General features: G+C 69.2%; 11 protein-coding genes. 5 read left to right on the top strand and 6 right to left on the bottom strand.

What is annotated here, in order from left to right; genetic code table 11:
- Positions 1-7: 7 nt before the first annotated feature.
- A complete protein-coding gene (locus tag ACGFRG_RS28905; RefSeq protein ID WP_361431229.1) occupies positions 8-529 on the top strand; it encodes an amino-acid N-acetyltransferase in 522 nt (173 codons plus the stop codon).
- 154 nt (positions 530-683) lie between these two features.
- Positions 684-1,022 (top strand): Lsr2 family protein, encoded by a 339-nt coding sequence (locus ACGFRG_RS28900; protein ID WP_361431227.1) that lies wholly within the window; start codon positions 684-686, stop codon positions 1,020-1,022.
- Here the strand turns inward: ACGFRG_RS28900 and ACGFRG_RS28895 are convergent.
- Positions 1,001-1,708 carry an SCO3374 family protein gene (locus ACGFRG_RS28895; protein WP_393268596.1) on the bottom strand — a complete coding sequence of 236 codons (708 nt, stop codon included), beginning with the start codon at positions 1,706-1,708 and terminating at the stop codon, positions 1,001-1,003. The genes ACGFRG_RS28900 and ACGFRG_RS28895 overlap by 22 nt on opposite strands.
- 450 nt (positions 1,709-2,158) lie before the next feature.
- Between ACGFRG_RS28895 and ACGFRG_RS28890 the strand changes: the two genes are divergently transcribed.
- Positions 2,159-4,684 carry an ATP-dependent Clp protease ATP-binding subunit gene (locus ACGFRG_RS28890; protein WP_361431223.1) on the top strand — a complete coding sequence of 842 codons (2,526 nt, stop codon included), beginning with the start codon at positions 2,159-2,161 and terminating at the stop codon, positions 4,682-4,684.
- Positions 4,685-4,797: 113 nt separating this feature from the next.
- Here ACGFRG_RS28890 and ACGFRG_RS28885 read toward each other — a convergent pair whose 3' ends face one another.
- Positions 4,798-7,950 carry an NACHT domain-containing protein gene (locus tag ACGFRG_RS28885; protein WP_393268593.1) on the bottom strand — a complete coding sequence of 1,051 codons (3,153 nt, stop codon included), beginning with the start codon at positions 7,948-7,950 and terminating at the stop codon, positions 4,798-4,800.
- Between the two features lie 408 nt (positions 7,951-8,358).
- Between ACGFRG_RS28885 and ACGFRG_RS28880 the strand changes: the two genes are divergently transcribed.
- A complete protein-coding gene (locus tag ACGFRG_RS28880) occupies positions 8,359-8,982 on the top strand; it encodes a M23 family metallopeptidase (RefSeq protein WP_393268590.1) in 624 nt (207 codons plus the stop codon).
- A gap of 140 nt (positions 8,983-9,122) precedes the next feature.
- Here ACGFRG_RS28880 and ACGFRG_RS28875 read toward each other — a convergent pair whose 3' ends face one another.
- On the bottom strand, positions 9,123-9,710 hold the full coding sequence (locus ACGFRG_RS28875; protein ID WP_393268587.1) for a TetR/AcrR family transcriptional regulator: 588 nt from the start codon (positions 9,708-9,710) through the stop codon (positions 9,123-9,125).
- 111 nt (positions 9,711-9,821) lie between these two features.
- Between ACGFRG_RS28875 and ACGFRG_RS28870 the strand changes: the two genes are divergently transcribed.
- Positions 9,822-11,474, top strand: a complete 1,653-nt coding sequence (locus tag ACGFRG_RS28870; protein ID WP_393268585.1) for an MDR family MFS transporter — start codon at positions 9,822-9,824, stop codon at positions 11,472-11,474.
- A gap of 173 nt (positions 11,475-11,647) precedes the next feature.
- Here the strand turns inward: ACGFRG_RS28870 and cseC are convergent, their stop codons facing one another.
- Genes cseC through ACGFRG_RS28855 form a run of 3 tightly spaced genes read right to left on the bottom strand, consistent with a single transcriptional unit; the run spans position 11,648 to position 14,381 of the window.
- A complete protein-coding gene (cseC, locus tag ACGFRG_RS28865) occupies positions 11,648-12,958 on the bottom strand; it encodes a two-component system sensor histidine kinase CseC (RefSeq protein ID WP_361434135.1) in 1,311 nt (436 codons plus the stop codon).
- A 34-nt stretch (positions 12,959-12,992) separates the two neighbouring features.
- Entirely contained in the window at positions 12,993-13,697 is a 705-nt protein-coding gene (gene cseB / locus ACGFRG_RS28860; RefSeq protein ID WP_361434133.1) for a two-component system response regulator CseB, read from the bottom strand.
- 60 nt (positions 13,698-13,757) lie between these two features.
- Positions 13,758-14,381 carry a hypothetical protein gene (locus tag ACGFRG_RS28855; protein WP_361434131.1) on the bottom strand — a complete coding sequence of 208 codons (624 nt, stop codon included), beginning with the start codon at positions 14,379-14,381 and terminating at the stop codon, positions 13,758-13,760.
- Between the last annotated feature and the right edge of the window lie 7 nt (positions 14,382-14,388).

The raw sequence follows: 14,388 nt of genomic DNA, 5'->3' as shown, positions 1-14,388 counted from the left end.
TCCGCTCATGTCTTATGCCCCTGCAAATGCCGTCACCGTCCGCCGGGCCAGGACCAGTGATGTACCGGAGGTACGCCGCCTTCTCGACGCGTACGTCGGCGCGGGGATCCTGCTCGACAAAGCGACCGTGACGCTTTACGAGGACATCCAGGAGTTCTGGGTCGCGGAACGCGACTCGGATGCCCGGGTGGTCGGCTGCGGCGCGCTGCACGTGATGTGGGAAGACCTCGCCGAAGTGCGCACTCTCGCGGTCGACCGCGACGTGAAGGGCTCCGGGGTCGGACATCTCGTACTCGACAAGCTCCTCGGGACCGCCCGCTGGCTGGGCGTGCGCAGGGTTTTCTGTCTCACCTTCGAAGTGGACTTCTTCGCGAAGCACGGCTTCACCGAGATCGGCGAGACTCCGGTCGACACAGATGTCTACAGCGAGCTGCTGCGCTCCTATGACGAGGGTGTCGCCGAGTTCCTGGGTCTCGAACGAGTGAAGCCGAACACCTTGGGCAACAGTCGGATGCTTCTGCACCTGTGATCGCGGGAAGCCTGGGGAAGCCGACAGAACCCTATGTCCGAATCGCGTACGTTTCCCGCTCGGCCGGGCACCTGAACCTGTCCCGAGGGTTTGTGTTTTCCAGGCAAAAGCGGTTTCCTTTCCGCGTACTGCATTTTCGATGAAAGGAAATCCCGTGGCACAGAAGGTTCAGGTCCTTCTTGTCGACGACCTCGACGGCGGCGAGGCGGACGAGACCGTGACGTTCGCTCTCGACGGCAAGAGCTTCGAGATCGACCTCACCACCGCGAACGCAGACAAGCTCCGGGAACTGCTTGAGCCCTACACGAAGAGCGGACGGCGTACCGGCCGTACCGCGGGCGGCCGGGGCAAGGCCCGTGGCGCGGTCGTGGCGGCCGGCAACCAGGACACGGCCCAGATCCGCAAGTGGGCCAAGGAGCAGGGCTACAACGTGAACGACCGCGGACGCGTCCCGGCCGATATCCGTGAGGCCTACGAGAAGGCGAACGGCTGAGTTCCCGCGTTACCCGACCTCTTCGCGTCCGCCCTTCGCGGGGCGATCGCGGAGCCGGTTACCGATTTCGTGGGGAACAGCCGGGCGCGGTGGCATTCCGTGGCCGCCGCGGCGACCAGCCGGACGAGGTCGGGGGTGCCCCCACCGCCCCCGTCCGCCGCGCGTCCGGCGAATCCGGCGAACGCCGGAAGGGTCGCCTCTACCTCGCACCCCGGCTCGGGAGGCCGCAGCCATACGGCGGTCTCCCGCGAGCCGTCCCACCCGGGCGGCACGGGAGCGGTGATCCGGCCGTCGGCGCCGACAGCCGACAGGTCCAGGTCGACCCCGCCCCACTCCAGCCAGTCGAGCAGCCCCGGCAGCTCCTCCGCGCCGCCCGCGGCCACCAGGAACCGCATCCGCCGCCCCATGAGGGCGACCGGGCCGGTACGCGCGTACCGGCTCAGCAGCGCGGCGCCGGCGGGAGCCGGCATATCGAGCACGTCGAAGCGCAGCCCCGTCAGCAGCCGCACCGGCGGCCCCGGCGCCACGGCCCAGCCGAGCTCCCGCTCGTACCACTGGGCGAGCGAGCGGCCCGGCGCGGCGCGGGGTGGGGGGACCGCCTGCGCAGGGGGGTCCCCCCTGCCCGAGCGAAGCCGAGAGCTTGGGGGAGGAGCCGACAGCTCGGGTGAGGGCACGGTGAGGGCCATGTCCGGAGCAACTTCCGAAACGGCCGGGAGTTACGCAGAGTTTCCGGACGATCGCGCTCCGTTGCGACAATGGGGGCGCGCGGAGGCATTCGGCAGCGCAAGTGTGTTCGCCCGTAGCTGAGGGAACCAGGGCGCGCCGCATGGACTGTCAGTGCTTACGGGTAAGACATTCCTAGTGGGGAGGGGCGACACGCTCGTCGGGCCGTCTCGCGTTCGCCATCGGCGTACTGGAGACAGGGGTATCTGCCTGGCCTGCGGGAACATCGTCTCGCACCATCGGGTTGGAGCAGTTGTCGGCTGTTCGGCAGTAAGTTTCCCCGCCTGGGCGGGGGTGATCGGGTCGGATGTCGGCAGTTGGAATGAGCTGTCCCGTCCCACGGGACTAGCATGCGGAAGGACAGGGAGGGGACCGACCCCTAACTGCCCGACCGCTCTGAGGAGCGATTAACGATGTTCGAGAGGTTCACCGACCGCGCGCGGCGGGTTGTCGTCCTGGCTCAGGAAGAAGCCCGGATGCTCAACCACAACTACATCGGCACCGAGCACATCCTCCTGGGTTTGATCCATGAGGGTGAGGGTGTCGCCGCTAAGGCCCTGGAGAGCCTCGGGATTTCTCTTGAGGCGGTCCGTCAGCAGGTCGAGGAGATCATCGGCCAGGGCCAGCAGGCCCCGTCCGGTCACATCCCCTTCACCCCGCGTGCCAAGAAGGTCCTGGAGCTGTCGCTCCGCGAGGCCCTCCAGCTCGGCCACAACTACATCGGCACCGAGCACATCCTGCTCGGCCTGATCCGCGAGGGCGAGGGCGTCGCCGCCCAGGTCCTCGTGAAGCTGGGCGCCGATCTCAACCGGGTGCGGCAGCAGGTCATCCAGCTGCTCTCCGGCTACCAGGGCAAGGAGGCCGCCACCGCCGGCGGCCCGGCCGAGGGCACCCCCTCGACCTCCCTGGTCCTCGACCAGTTCGGCCGGAACCTCACCCAGGCCGCTCGTGAGTCCAAGCTCGACCCGGTCATCGGGCGCGAGAAGGAGATCGAGCGGGTCATGCAGGTGCTGTCCCGCCGTACCAAGAACAACCCGGTGCTCATCGGCGAGCCCGGCGTCGGCAAGACCGCCGTCGTCGAGGGCCTGGCGCAGGCCATCGTCAAGGGCGAGGTGCCCGAGACCCTCAAGGACAAGCACCTCTACACCCTCGACCTGGGCGCGCTGGTCGCCGGTTCCCGCTACCGCGGTGACTTCGAGGAGCGCCTGAAGAAGGTCCTCAAGGAGATCCGCACCCGCGGCGACATCATCCTGTTCATCGACGAGCTCCACACCCTGGTGGGTGCGGGTGCCGCCGAGGGCGCGATCGACGCGGCTTCGATCCTGAAGCCGATGCTCGCGCGCGGTGAGCTCCAGACCATCGGCGCCACCACGCTCGACGAGTACCGCAAGCACCTGGAGAAGGACGCGGCCCTTGAGCGCCGCTTCCAGCCCATCCAGGTCGCCGAGCCGTCGCTGCCGCACACCATCGAGATCCTCAAGGGTCTGCGCGACCGGTACGAGGCCCACCACCGCGTGTCCATCACGGACGAGGCGCTGGTCCAGGCCGCGACGCTGGCCGACCGGTACATCTCGGACCGCTTCCTGCCGGACAAGGCGATCGACCTGATCGACGAGGCCGGTTCCCGGATGCGCATCCGCCGGATGACCGCGCCGCCGGACCTGCGCGAGTTCGACGAGAAGATCGCGGGCGTGCGCCGCGACAAGGAGTCGGCCATCGACTCCCAGGACTTCGAGAAGGCGGCCTCTCTCCGCGACAAGGAGAAGCAGCTGCTGGCGGCGAAGGCCAAGCGCGAGAAGGAGTGGAAGGCCGGCGACATGGACGTCGTCGCCGAGGTCGACGGCGAGCTCATCGCCGAGGTCCTCGCGACCGCGACCGGCATTCCCGTCTTCAAGCTGACCGAGGAGGAGTCCTCGCGACTGCTGCGCATGGAGGACGAGCTCCACAAGCGCGTCATCGGCCAGAAGGACGCCATCAAGGCGCTCTCCCAGGCGATCCGGCGCACCCGTGCGGGTCTGAAGGACCCGAAGCGCCCCGGTGGCTCGTTCATCTTCGCCGGCCCGTCCGGCGTCGGTAAGACCGAGCTCTCCAAGACGCTCGCCGAATTCCTCTTCGGCGACGAGGACGCGCTGATCTCCCTCGACATGTCGGAGTTCAGCGAGAAGCACACGGTTTCCCGTCTCTTCGGTTCCCCGCCCGGATACGTGGGCTACGAAGAGGGCGGCCAGCTGACCGAGAAGGTCCGCCGGAAGCCGTTCTCCGTCGTCCTCTTCGACGAGGTCGAAAAGGCTCACCCCGACATCTTCAATTCCCTGCTGCAGATCCTGGAGGACGGTCGGCTGACCGACTCCCAGGGCCGGGTCGTCGACTTCAAGAACACGGTCATCATCATGACCACGAACCTCGGCACCCGGGACATCTCCAAGGGCTTCAACCTGGGCTTCGCCGCCCAGGGCGATGTGAAGACCGGCTACGAGCGTATGAAGGCCAAGGTCAACGAGGAGCTGAAGCAGCACTTCCGCCCCGAGTTCCTGAACCGTGTCGACGACACGGTGGTCTTCCACCAGCTCACCGAGGAAGACATCATCCAGATCGTCGACCTCATGATCGCCAAGGTGGACGAGCGGCTGAAGGACCGCGACATGGGCATCGAGCTCAGCGCGGACGCGAAGTCGCTGCTGGCGAAGAAGGGCTACGACCCGATCATGGGTGCCCGCCCGCTGCGCCGCACGATCCAGCGCGAGATCGAGGACATCCTCTCGGAGAAGATCCTCTTCGGCGAGCTGCGCCCCGGCCACATCGTGGTCGTCGACACCGAGGGCGAGGGCGAGGCGAAGACCTTCACCTTCCGAGGCGAGGAGAAGTCGGCCCTGCCCGACGTCCCCCCGATCGAGCAGGCGGCAGGCGGCGCCGGCCCGAACCTGAGCAAGGAGGCGTAGCCTCCGAGGGCTCGTCTCGAAAGGGGCTGCCCCGGATTCCGTACGCGTATGTCGTACGGGCCGGGGCAGCCCCTTTTCGTGGGTACGGCTTTCGTGGGTGCGGCCGGGGTCGGTCAGGACACCTTCCCGCCGTCGATGACAAGCTCCACCCCGAGCAGGGGACGACGGAGTGCCTTGACGGCGTGACGCCGCTGGTGGCCCAGCCCATGGAGCGTCAGCCGGGTCAGTGAGGGGAACCGCTGGGGCAGGAGCTCAAGACCGTAGACCTCGAAGTCCGAGCGAATGAGGGACAGGCGCAGGACGAGGCTGCGCACCGCGGGGCAGGGCTCCGCCGCGAGGAACTGCTCGGCCGAGATGACGGACAGATCCAGATCGGTGATCTTGGGCATTCCCGCGATCCGATTGAGTAGATCGGACGGGTCGGCAGGGCGATCCACCTGTAGCGAGGACAGGCCCCGCCAGGCTTCGATCCCCGCCATGTCCACCGCGCTCCCCGCCACGAAAGTCAGCGAGGACACGCCGGGAAGCGCCGGTATCGCGGCCAGCCGGTCGACCGCTGCTTCGTGGAGGCGCAGGGTGGTGAGCGCCGGGAGGTCGGGAAGCGCGGAGAAGTCGTCGAGTACGGGACAGCCGGCCACCCGGAGTTCCCGAAGTTCCTCGCTGCCGTCGCCCAGGAACGACAGGTCACGAACGGCTCTGTTGTCCACCACGGCGAGCGTGCGCAGTCGCAAGTCGCGCAGGGGACCGGCCAGTTCCTCGGTGGTGAAGGACCCCATGAGCTCAAGCCCTTGGACGTCGGCGAGTGTGTGAAGCTCTCGGAATTGCTCCCGTGAGGTCACGCACAATGTGCATGCGGCCAAGTCGATCCGCGCCAGCACTTCGCGCGCGTAGTCCCCGGTGGGAAAGCTGGCCCAGGTACCGGCGAGGTTCTGGGCCGCCACAGGAACATCGACCCATGCACGTGCGTACGGGATGGCTTCGGGCCCTCCGATCATGCTGATCAGAAGGGGCGTGTAGTACGCGGCTGAGCCGTGCTCGCCGACATCCCGCGGCCCGGGCAGCTGATCGAGCAGAGCGGGGCCGAGGCGGGCGAGCAAGCGGATCTCCCGCGATCCGGTGGGTGGCAGGAGCGCATCGACGCAACGCCTGACCCGGGTACGGGTCTCCTCGTCGAGCCACGCGGCGTGCTGGGCACACAGCGCCCCCAGAACGCGGACCTCCGCTGCCTGACCCAAGAAGTCCGACCGGACCCGCACTTTCAGCAACCCATTGACCAAACCTGCCAGTTGATGCCGCCCGCAATGCCCCGCTGCCAGCAAAATGACGTCCTGCCACGGCTCCTCCGTGGCGTGCCGCAGCAGTTCCTTGATGTGGTCGTCCTCGACCAGTTCCTTCGCCGCGAGGAAGTCCTGGAAGGTGCGGTGGGCGAACTGGTAGACGTCATCCGTCCGTTCCTGGAGCAGGCCTGTGCGGTTCAGCAGATACCGCAGCACGTCTGCCGCACCGCCCTGCGCCCGTACGCGGTCCATCCCCCTCAGCGCCCGCTCGATCTGGAGCACGGCCTGCTCGGCCGTGAACTCCGCCTGCCCCTCCCGCACCAGCCACACCGCGATCCGCTGGAGCAGTTGCGTGGACTCCTCGACCGTGAGGGTGATCCGTTCCGGCGCACCCACCTTGCGGCGCTCGTCCCGTTCGCCGAGGAGCATCCGCAGGGCCGACTGGTAGAGCTCCCAGCGCGTCTTCGGCAGGAAGCCCTGACGTAACCGGTGCAGGGCGCAGATGACCGCGCAGAGCAGGGGCGTACGGGCGAGGCCGGTCAGGGTGGGGTTGGTGCGGAACTGGTGGGCCAGGTCGCGTTCCAGTTCGTCCAGTGGCTCGTGCGCGTCGCCGTCCAGGCGGGCCGCGTTGTGCCAGGCGGCCACGAACGCCTGGATGTCGTCGTCCCGCATCGGAAGCAGCCGCAGCTCCTCGAACCCCTCGCGCCGCAGCCAGCCCGGCTCGACCGCGAGCGGGCGTACGGTCGCGACGCATCGGTTCGCCGGGTAGAGGTCGAGGAGGTGGGAGAGCCACCAATAGGCCTCCTCGCGGGCGTCCGGCGGGACCTCGTCGAGCCCGTCCACGAGCAGCAGTGCCCGTCCCGCGTGCAGGACCCGGGTGGCCCAGCCCTCCGGGGCCCTGTCGATCATCAGGCGTGCGGCGTAGGGGAGTTGGCCGGGCAGTGGATACGTGCCGCTGGCCGCGCGCAGTGAGCGCAGGGGGACCACGAACGGGACCAGGCCGTTGAGGTCCGCCAGCTGGGGGCCGAGCGTGCCCGCCGCCGCGTGCGCGGCCAGCCACCACACCAGGGTCGTCTTGCCCGCGCCCGCGTCGCCCCGCAGCAGGACGCGCGGCCGGGATGCCAGCAGGGCGTCGACGCGCTGCGGAGCACCGCTCTCCGGGACCCCGGACGCGCCCGGCTCCTTCGACTGGGCCTCCAGGCTCAGATACGCGGTGTCCAGGTCCCACTCGGAGTCGCGCTTGTTGAGCTCGTCCAGGCCGAAGATCTTGGTACGGCGGTACTGGGCGCGCAGGGCGCGGGCGTACTCCCACTCGTATTGGGTGTCCTCGGGGTGGCTGCTGGTCACCTCCTGGAGGCGCGCTCTCGGCGAGACGCTGTCGAAGGGGCTGTACGCGATGGCGAACTCGGTGTTCTTGGTGATCGTCGAAAGGGCGAGGCACTCAACGCGGCGGTGGCCACGCCCCCGGGGTACCTGCTGGACGATGCCGATCAGCTTGTCCGCGGCGAAGACCGGGGCGCCGGAGAGCCCGGCGAGCGGTGAGGTGCCGTCGGCCCGCTCGGTCGCCGGAGGGCGGTCGAACTCGAAGGTCAGCGAGTTGCGCATACGGCCCGCGACGGGCAGGACCGTTCCCGTGAACTGGTCGAGGTCCAGCCGGTTGCCGTCGTACCGCTGGATGTCCGGCAGGCCGATGATCTCGCAGTCGGCGATCGGCCGGTCGGTGGCGATCACGCCCATGGCGAGGCCGACGGACGGGGGAAGGGGCTTCTCGTCCTGGTGCAGGAGAAGAGCGGCGTCGAGGTCGGGGTCCACCCACAGCGGCACGAACCGGACCTGACCGTCGAGACCGGGGAAGGCGACATACGGCCCGTCGCCCCGGCCGAGGATGTGCGCACAGGTCAGTACGAGCCCGGGCTTGATCAGGACGCCGGTGCCCTGCTGCGCCCCCAGCACGGCGACCGTGTGCTCCGCGCCCCGGAACGTGTTCATGACGCCCCGGCCCCGCTCGACGGGATCGAGATGCCGAACACTTCCGCATCCTCCGGCAGTTGGGACTTCGTGCCTATCAGTCCGGGTTCCACGACGCGTCAGCGTAGCGGGGGGTGCGGGACCTTGGTCCCGAAACGGACGGACTTACGTCCCTGGTGGGGGCCGGGGCGGTGACAAGTCGCACAGGGGGTTCGGGCCCTACTACGCCCGATAGCAGGTCGCGGGTGCGGGGTGGTGCGTGGCTGGGCCGGATTCCGTCGGTGATCGATACGGCTTTGGGTAGTAGATGGGCGTTTTGGGGCGGGGTGGGGGTTCGGGTTACCAAGTTCTGGCTCGTTTTGCGCCTGCCCGTATATCCGTTTCCGCACCCGCTTCTGCGTCCGTTCCTGCCCGGAGGTTCGTCCCCGTATGTCTCAGCGCACCGCTTTCCGTCTGTCCGCCGCCGTCGTGGGGGCGGGTGTGGGAGTCGCGGCCCTGCTGGGTACGGGGGCGGCCGTGGCGGCCGGTGCGGACGCTCCTGGCCTGACCGGTCCGGCCGCCGGCGTGGCCGCGCAGGCTGCCGCGCAGGCCAAGGCGGCTGCGCAGGCCAAGGAGGCGGCGGCGAAGAAGGCCGCGTCGTGGGTGGACCCGGTGGACTCGTACACGCTCAGCGCGACGTTCGGCAGCGGTGGGTCCATGTGGGCGCATCGGCACTCGGGGCAGGACTTCGCGGTGCCTGTCGGTACGCCGGTCAAGGCCGTGCACGCGGGTGTCGTCGTCAAGGCCGGGCCCGGTGGCGGGGGTGACGGTCCCGCGTACGGGAACGCCGTGGTGATTCGGCATGCCGATGCCACGTATTCGCAGTACGCGCATCTGTCGCGGGTCGATGTGCGGGTGGGGGAGGCGGTGGGCACGGATCAGGTGATCGCGCTGTCCGGTAACACCGGGAACTCCAGCGGGCCGCATCTGCACTTCGAGGTGCGGACCACGGCGGATTACGGCTCCGCCGTTGATCCGGTTGCCTTTCTGCGGGCCGAGGGTGTCACTGTCTGACCCGTGCGGTCGGTCGGGTGTTGGGTGCGGGTTGAGTGTGGCTGGTCGCGCAGTTCCCCGCGCCCCTAGGGGGTTGCCGGTCGCGCCCGCGCGGCGGAGCCGCACATGTCACAGCCCCGCGCCCCTAAAGCCCCGTCCTCCTAGGGGGTAGGGGGCGTTCCGCTGTGCGCCTGCGTCACCAGGTCGATCGCTACCTCCAGGATCGCCTTGCGCTTTTCTTCCGGGTCGCCCTCCAGGTCTCGTAGGGCGTGCATGCCCACGTGCATGGAGAACAGGGCCGTGAAGCAGCGGATCTGGTCGGTCAGGGGGGCGCCGGGGTCCTTCAGGAGTTCGACCATCGCCAGGACGCGGTCCTTGAAGTTCTCGCCGATCGAGAGTTCGCGGACGGTCGCCTGGTTCTCCTGCATGAAGCGGAAGAGGGGGGCCGCGTCGATGAGGGCGTCGCTGTAACGTCGCAGGAGCTCGATCTTGGAATCCAAGGTCTGGGGCTGCGTCCGGCCCCATTCCAGGAGTTCGTCCATCGGTGTGGTGAGATCCCGAAAGACGCTGACCAGGATGTCTTCCTTGGTTTTGAAGTGGTAGTAGAGCGCCGCCTTGGTGACGTCGAGGCGCTCGGCGATCTCCCGCAGTGACGTCTTCTCGTACCCCTGCTCGCCGAAGAGCTCCAGGGCCACGTCCTGGATCCGCTGGCGGGTGTTGACCCGTCGACGGGGGTTTTCACTGGTCATCGAGCTCTCCCGAAAACTTACTTGACGCCCGGCTAGTGAGGGGTCTACTTTCCCCAGTGTAGTAGTAACTAGCCGGGCGGCAAGTAAGTGTCGGGCAGGGGAGTGGGAAAGATGGCCGAACAGATACAGACGGAGGCCGGCGCCGGGCCGGTGGCTCCACCGGCGGGACCCAAGCAGCGCAGTGTGCGGGTGGTCCTGCTGGCCCTGATGATCGCGATGCTCCTCGCGATGCTCGACAACATGATCGTGGGCACCGCGATGCCCACCATCGTCGGTGACCTCGGCGGCATGGCCCACCTGTCGTGGGTGGTCACCGCGTACACCCTGGCCACCGCCGCCTCCACGCCCATCTGGGGCAAGCTCGGCGACATGTACGGCCGCAAGGGCGCGTTCCTCAGCTCCATCGTGGTCTTCCTGATCGGCTCCGCGCTCAGCGGTATGGCCCAGGACATGGGGCAGTTGATCGGCTTCCGGGCGATCCAGGGCCTCGGCGCCGGCGGTCTGATCGTCGGTGTCATGGCGATCATCGGCGAGCTCATTCCGCCCCGGGAACGGGGCAAGTACCAGGGCATGATGGCCGGTGTCATGGGCATCGCCATGATCGGCGGTCCGCTGGTCGGCGGCTCCATCACCGACCACCTCGGCTGGCGCTGGTCGTTCTACATCAACCTGCCGCTCGGCGTGGTCGCGCTCGCGATGGTGACGGCCGTACTGCATCTGCCGAAGAAGAAGTCCAAGCCGAAGATCGACTACCTCGGTACGGTGCTGCTGACCGTCGGGATCACCGCGATCGTGCTGGTCACGACGTGGGGCGGGACGGAGTACGCCTGGGGCTCGGCCCGGATCATGGAGCTGATCGCGCTCGGCGTCGCGTCCCTGGTCGGGTTCTTCTTCGTCGAGACGAAGGCCGCCGAGCCGATCGTGCCGCTGCACATCTTCCGCAGCCGCAACTTCTCGCTGATGGCGGGGACCGCCTTCATCACCGGGTTCGTGATGTTCGGCGCGGTGCTGTTCCTGCCGCTGTACCAGCAGTCCGTGCAGGGCGCCTCGGCGACCAACTCGGGCCTGCTGCTGCTTCCGATGCTGCTGTCGATGACGGTCGTCTCGCTCTTCGCGGGCCGCGTCACCACCTCGACGGGCCGCTACAAGGCGTTCCCGATCGTGGGCAGCGTCCTGGTGGCGGTCGGCATGTACCTGCTGTCGACGATGGGCACCGGCACCACGCGGCTCACCTCCGGCCTGTACATGGCGGTGCTGGGTGCGGGCATGGGCTGCCTGCTCCAGATCACCATGCTGGTCGCGCAGAACAGCGTGGAGCTGCGGGACATCGGCGTCGGCTCCTCGACCAGCACGCTCGCCCGTACGCTCGGCTCGTCGTTCGGTGTCGCCATCATGGGCGCGCTGTTCAACAGCCGGGTGCAGGACGAGATGACCGCGCGCGGCGGGGCCGGGGTGACCGAGCGGTCCGCCCAGCTCAACGCGGCGAGCCTGGCGAAGCTGCCGCCGCAGCTGCGGGAGGCGTACCAGCACGCGGTGTCGTCCGGTACGCACGGGGCGTTCCTGCTGGGTGCGGTGGTCGCGCTCGGCGCGCTGGGGGCGGCGCTGTTCGTGAAGGAAGTTCCGCTGCGGGGGGCTGCGGCCGGTCCGGCTGCGGCCACGACGCCGGATGAGGCTGCGGCCTCGGCGTCGACTCCTGGTTCGGCTCCGGCCGACGCGGCTGGGTCCGTGGACCGTTCCGACGCCGACGTCCACGAGAAGGTCTGACCCACCGGGGCCGCGCCCCGGACCCCGTTGTTCGTCTGCGGACCGTGCTGGGTTGCTCGCGCAGTTCCCCGCGCCCCTAGGAGGGCCCGAAGGGCCCATCAAGGGGCGCGGGGAACTGCGCGACCAGCCCCCACCGGCCCGCAGACGAACGACAACCGCCGGACGCTTTCGCGCTACTGCCCCGGCAGCACCGGAAAGCTCCCCGTGGCCGTCGGAGCGTGCTCCGGCAGCCACAGGACCGCGATCGCGCCGCTCGCGGTCGTGCCGGCCGTGCTCCCTTCGGGAGCGGCGTTACGGAAGGTCAGCCGCGCGCCCAACACCCGCGCCTGGCCCGCCGCGATCGTCAGACCCAGCCCGTGCCCATGCCCCGCCCGATCGCTGCTGCCGGTGCGGAACCGGCTCGGCCCCTCGCGCAGCAGGGCCTCCGGGAAGCCGGGACCGTGGTCGCGGACGCGGACCACCCGGCCCTCCACCGTGACCTCCACCGGCCCCTTCCCATGCTTCGCCGCGTTGCCGAGCAGGTTGCCCAGGATCCGCTCCAGCCGGCGCGGGTCCGTGTTCACCCAGGATTCGTGGACCACCCGGACCGTCACGTCGGGGTCCAGGAGCGCCACGCGGCGGCTGACGAACTCGCCCAGCGCGATCTCCTGGAGCTCCGCCCGCTCCGACGCGCTGTCCAGGCGCGCCACCTCCAGCACGTCCTCCACCAGCGTCCGCATCGCCTGTGCCCGGTTGCGTACCAGCTCGGTGGGGCGGCCGGGGGGCAGCAGTTCGGCGGCCGTGAGCAGGCCCGTCACCGGGGTGCGCAGCTCGTGCGCGATGTCGGCGGTGACGCGGCGCTCGGCCTCCAGGCGCTCCTGGAGCGCGTCCGTCAACGCGTCGACGGCGCGCGCCAGTTCGTCGGTCTCGTCGCGTACGACGCCGCCGATCGCGTCCCGTACGCGTACGTCCGTATGGCCTTCGGCCACCTTCGTCGCGGCCGCGGCGGCCTTGCGCAGGCGGCGCGAGATCTGGCCGCCGATCAGGATGCCGAGCGCGCAGCCGCCGAACACGACCGCGACCGAGCCGATGACCAGGGCGCGGTCGAGGTCCGCTATGACGTTGGAGCTGCGGTCGGTGAACGTGCTGTGCAGCGACAGGATGTCGCCGTTGCCGACCGGCACGGCCGCCCAGATGTCCGGCACGCCGTTCTTCGGCTCGTGCACGGACGTGGCCCGCCGGCCCGCTTCCGCCTTCGCCTTCAGGTCGGGCGGCAGCTTGGGGTCGTTGAGCTTGGCGCCGAACCGGGTCTGCTTGCTCGTCTCGTAGATCCGCTGCGCGAACAGGACCCGGTCGAGCTGGAGGTCGCGCGCGTTGTCGAGCATCGAGACCCGCGCCGCGTTGTGCACGACCAGGCTCAGTGCCATCACGGTCAGCGCGCCGACCGCGGTGATGGCGATGCTGATCTTCCAGCGGACACCGGTCCGCAAGGCGGGGCGCCTCACGCGCGACTCCCGCCCTCGGGGCACACCATCCGCCTCACGCCTTCAGTTTGTAGCCGAAGCCACGCACGGTCTCGATCCGGTCCTGGCCGATCTTCGTGCGCAGCCGCTGTACATGCACGTCCACCACCCGGGTGTCGCCGCCCCACCCGTAGTCCCAGACCCGCTCCAGGAGCTTGTCGCGGGAGAGCACGGTACCGGGCGCCGAGGAGAACTCCAGGAGCAGCCGCATCTCGGTCGGGGTCAGCGCGACCGTCTCGCCGCCCTTGCGGACCTCCATGCCCTCGGTGTCGACCTCCAGGTCGCCGAAGGCGAGCAGGCCCCGCTCGGTGTCGTCGTCGGCCTCGGCGGCGCCCGCGCCGGGCCCGCCCGCGTGCCCGAAGCGGCGCAGCACCGCGCGGATCCGGGCGACGAGCACGGCCCCGTCGAACGGCTTGGTGACGTAGTCGTCCGCGCCCGCCTCCAGGCCCAGGACCACGTCGATGGAGTCGGCGCGCGCGGAGAGCATGATCACCGGAACGGTGGACTCGTCGCGGATGCGGCGGCACAGGCTCACGCCGTCCAGGCCCGGCAGCATCACGTCCAGCAGCGCGATGTCCGGCTGGTCGGCGCGGAACGCCTCCAGGCCGGAAAGACCGTCGGGCATCGCGGTCACGGTGAAGCCGTCGCGCTCCAGCGCGAGCTGGGTGGCTTCACGGATGACGTCGTCGTCCTCGACGAACAGGACATGGGTCTCGGCCATCGTGCTGCTCTCAGTTCCTCGGCGTGCGCTTGCCTGGTCCGTGCGTGCGTGCGGATGCGGTCAGGGCGAGGGGGGCACGGGCGGTTCGGTGCCCTCGTCGTTGCCGACCGCCTTGCTGAAGTCGTTCTCCACCTGATCGTGTGCCGAGAACTTCGTTCCCGACCAGCGGTACGTGGTCACGATCTCACTGGAGGCGAACGCCGGCTTGTCGCCCTTGGCGTACATCTGCCTGGTCACCACCAGGTCGCCCCGGTCGATCTCCGCGTAGACCGGCGCTTCCTCGGAGGTGAAGACATTGTCGTACGAGGAGCCGTCCGCGCGGTACACATATGAGCCGAGTCCCACCGCGTCGCCGCAGGTCATCACGTTGACCACGACATCCTGGCCGGTGGCGCCGGTCAGATGGCCGTAGCTGACGTCGATCGGGTACTCGCTCTTCACGCAGGGCTTCAGATCGGCCTTGACGCGCTCGCTGACCTTGGGGTCGGCCTTGAGCAGCTGGACCGCGTTGACCTTCTTGAACGGTGCCTCGCTGCTCGCGCTGGGCGACGGCGTGGCGTGGCTCACCTTGTCGGTGTGCGCCTCGCCCTCGTCGCGCGTCCCCGTACCGCCCGTCGAGCACCCGGCCGCGAGCAGCCCGAAGGCGGCGAGCCCGGCCATCGCCGTGGTACCCGCCGCCAGCACGCCCCCT

Origin of the sequence: Streptomyces sp. NPDC048696, from assembly GCF_043198895.1 — a bacterium.
In the GTDB taxonomy this organism is placed as follows: Bacteria; Actinomycetota; Actinomycetes; order Streptomycetales; family Streptomycetaceae; genus Streptomyces.
This window is presented reverse-complemented; position numbering and strand designations above follow the sequence as displayed.

Bases quoted from the DNA above. Each gene is read 5' to 3' on its own strand.
- ACGFRG_RS28905 (WP_361431229.1), top strand. From the start codon at position 8: ATGTCTTATGCCCCTGCAAATGCCGTCACCGTCCGCCGGGCCAGGACC.
- ACGFRG_RS28895 (WP_393268596.1), bottom strand. From the start codon at position 1,708: ATGGCCCTCACCGTGCCCTCACCCGAGCTGTCGGCTCCTCCCCCAAGC.
- ACGFRG_RS28890 (WP_361431223.1), top strand. From the start codon at position 2,159: ATGTTCGAGAGGTTCACCGACCGCGCGCGGCGGGTTGTCGTCCTGGCT.
- ACGFRG_RS28885 (WP_393268593.1), bottom strand. From the start codon at position 7,950: ATGAACACGTTCCGGGGCGCGGAGCACACGGTCGCCGTGCTGGGGGCG.
- ACGFRG_RS28880 (WP_393268590.1), top strand. From the start codon at position 8,359: ATGTCTCAGCGCACCGCTTTCCGTCTGTCCGCCGCCGTCGTGGGGGCG.
- ACGFRG_RS28875 (WP_393268587.1), bottom strand. From the start codon at position 9,710: ATGACCAGTGAAAACCCCCGTCGACGGGTCAACACCCGCCAGCGGATC.
- ACGFRG_RS28870 (WP_393268585.1), top strand. From the start codon at position 9,822: ATGGCCGAACAGATACAGACGGAGGCCGGCGCCGGGCCGGTGGCTCCA.
- cseB (WP_361434133.1), bottom strand. From the start codon at position 13,697: ATGGCCGAGACCCATGTCCTGTTCGTCGAGGACGACGACGTCATCCGT.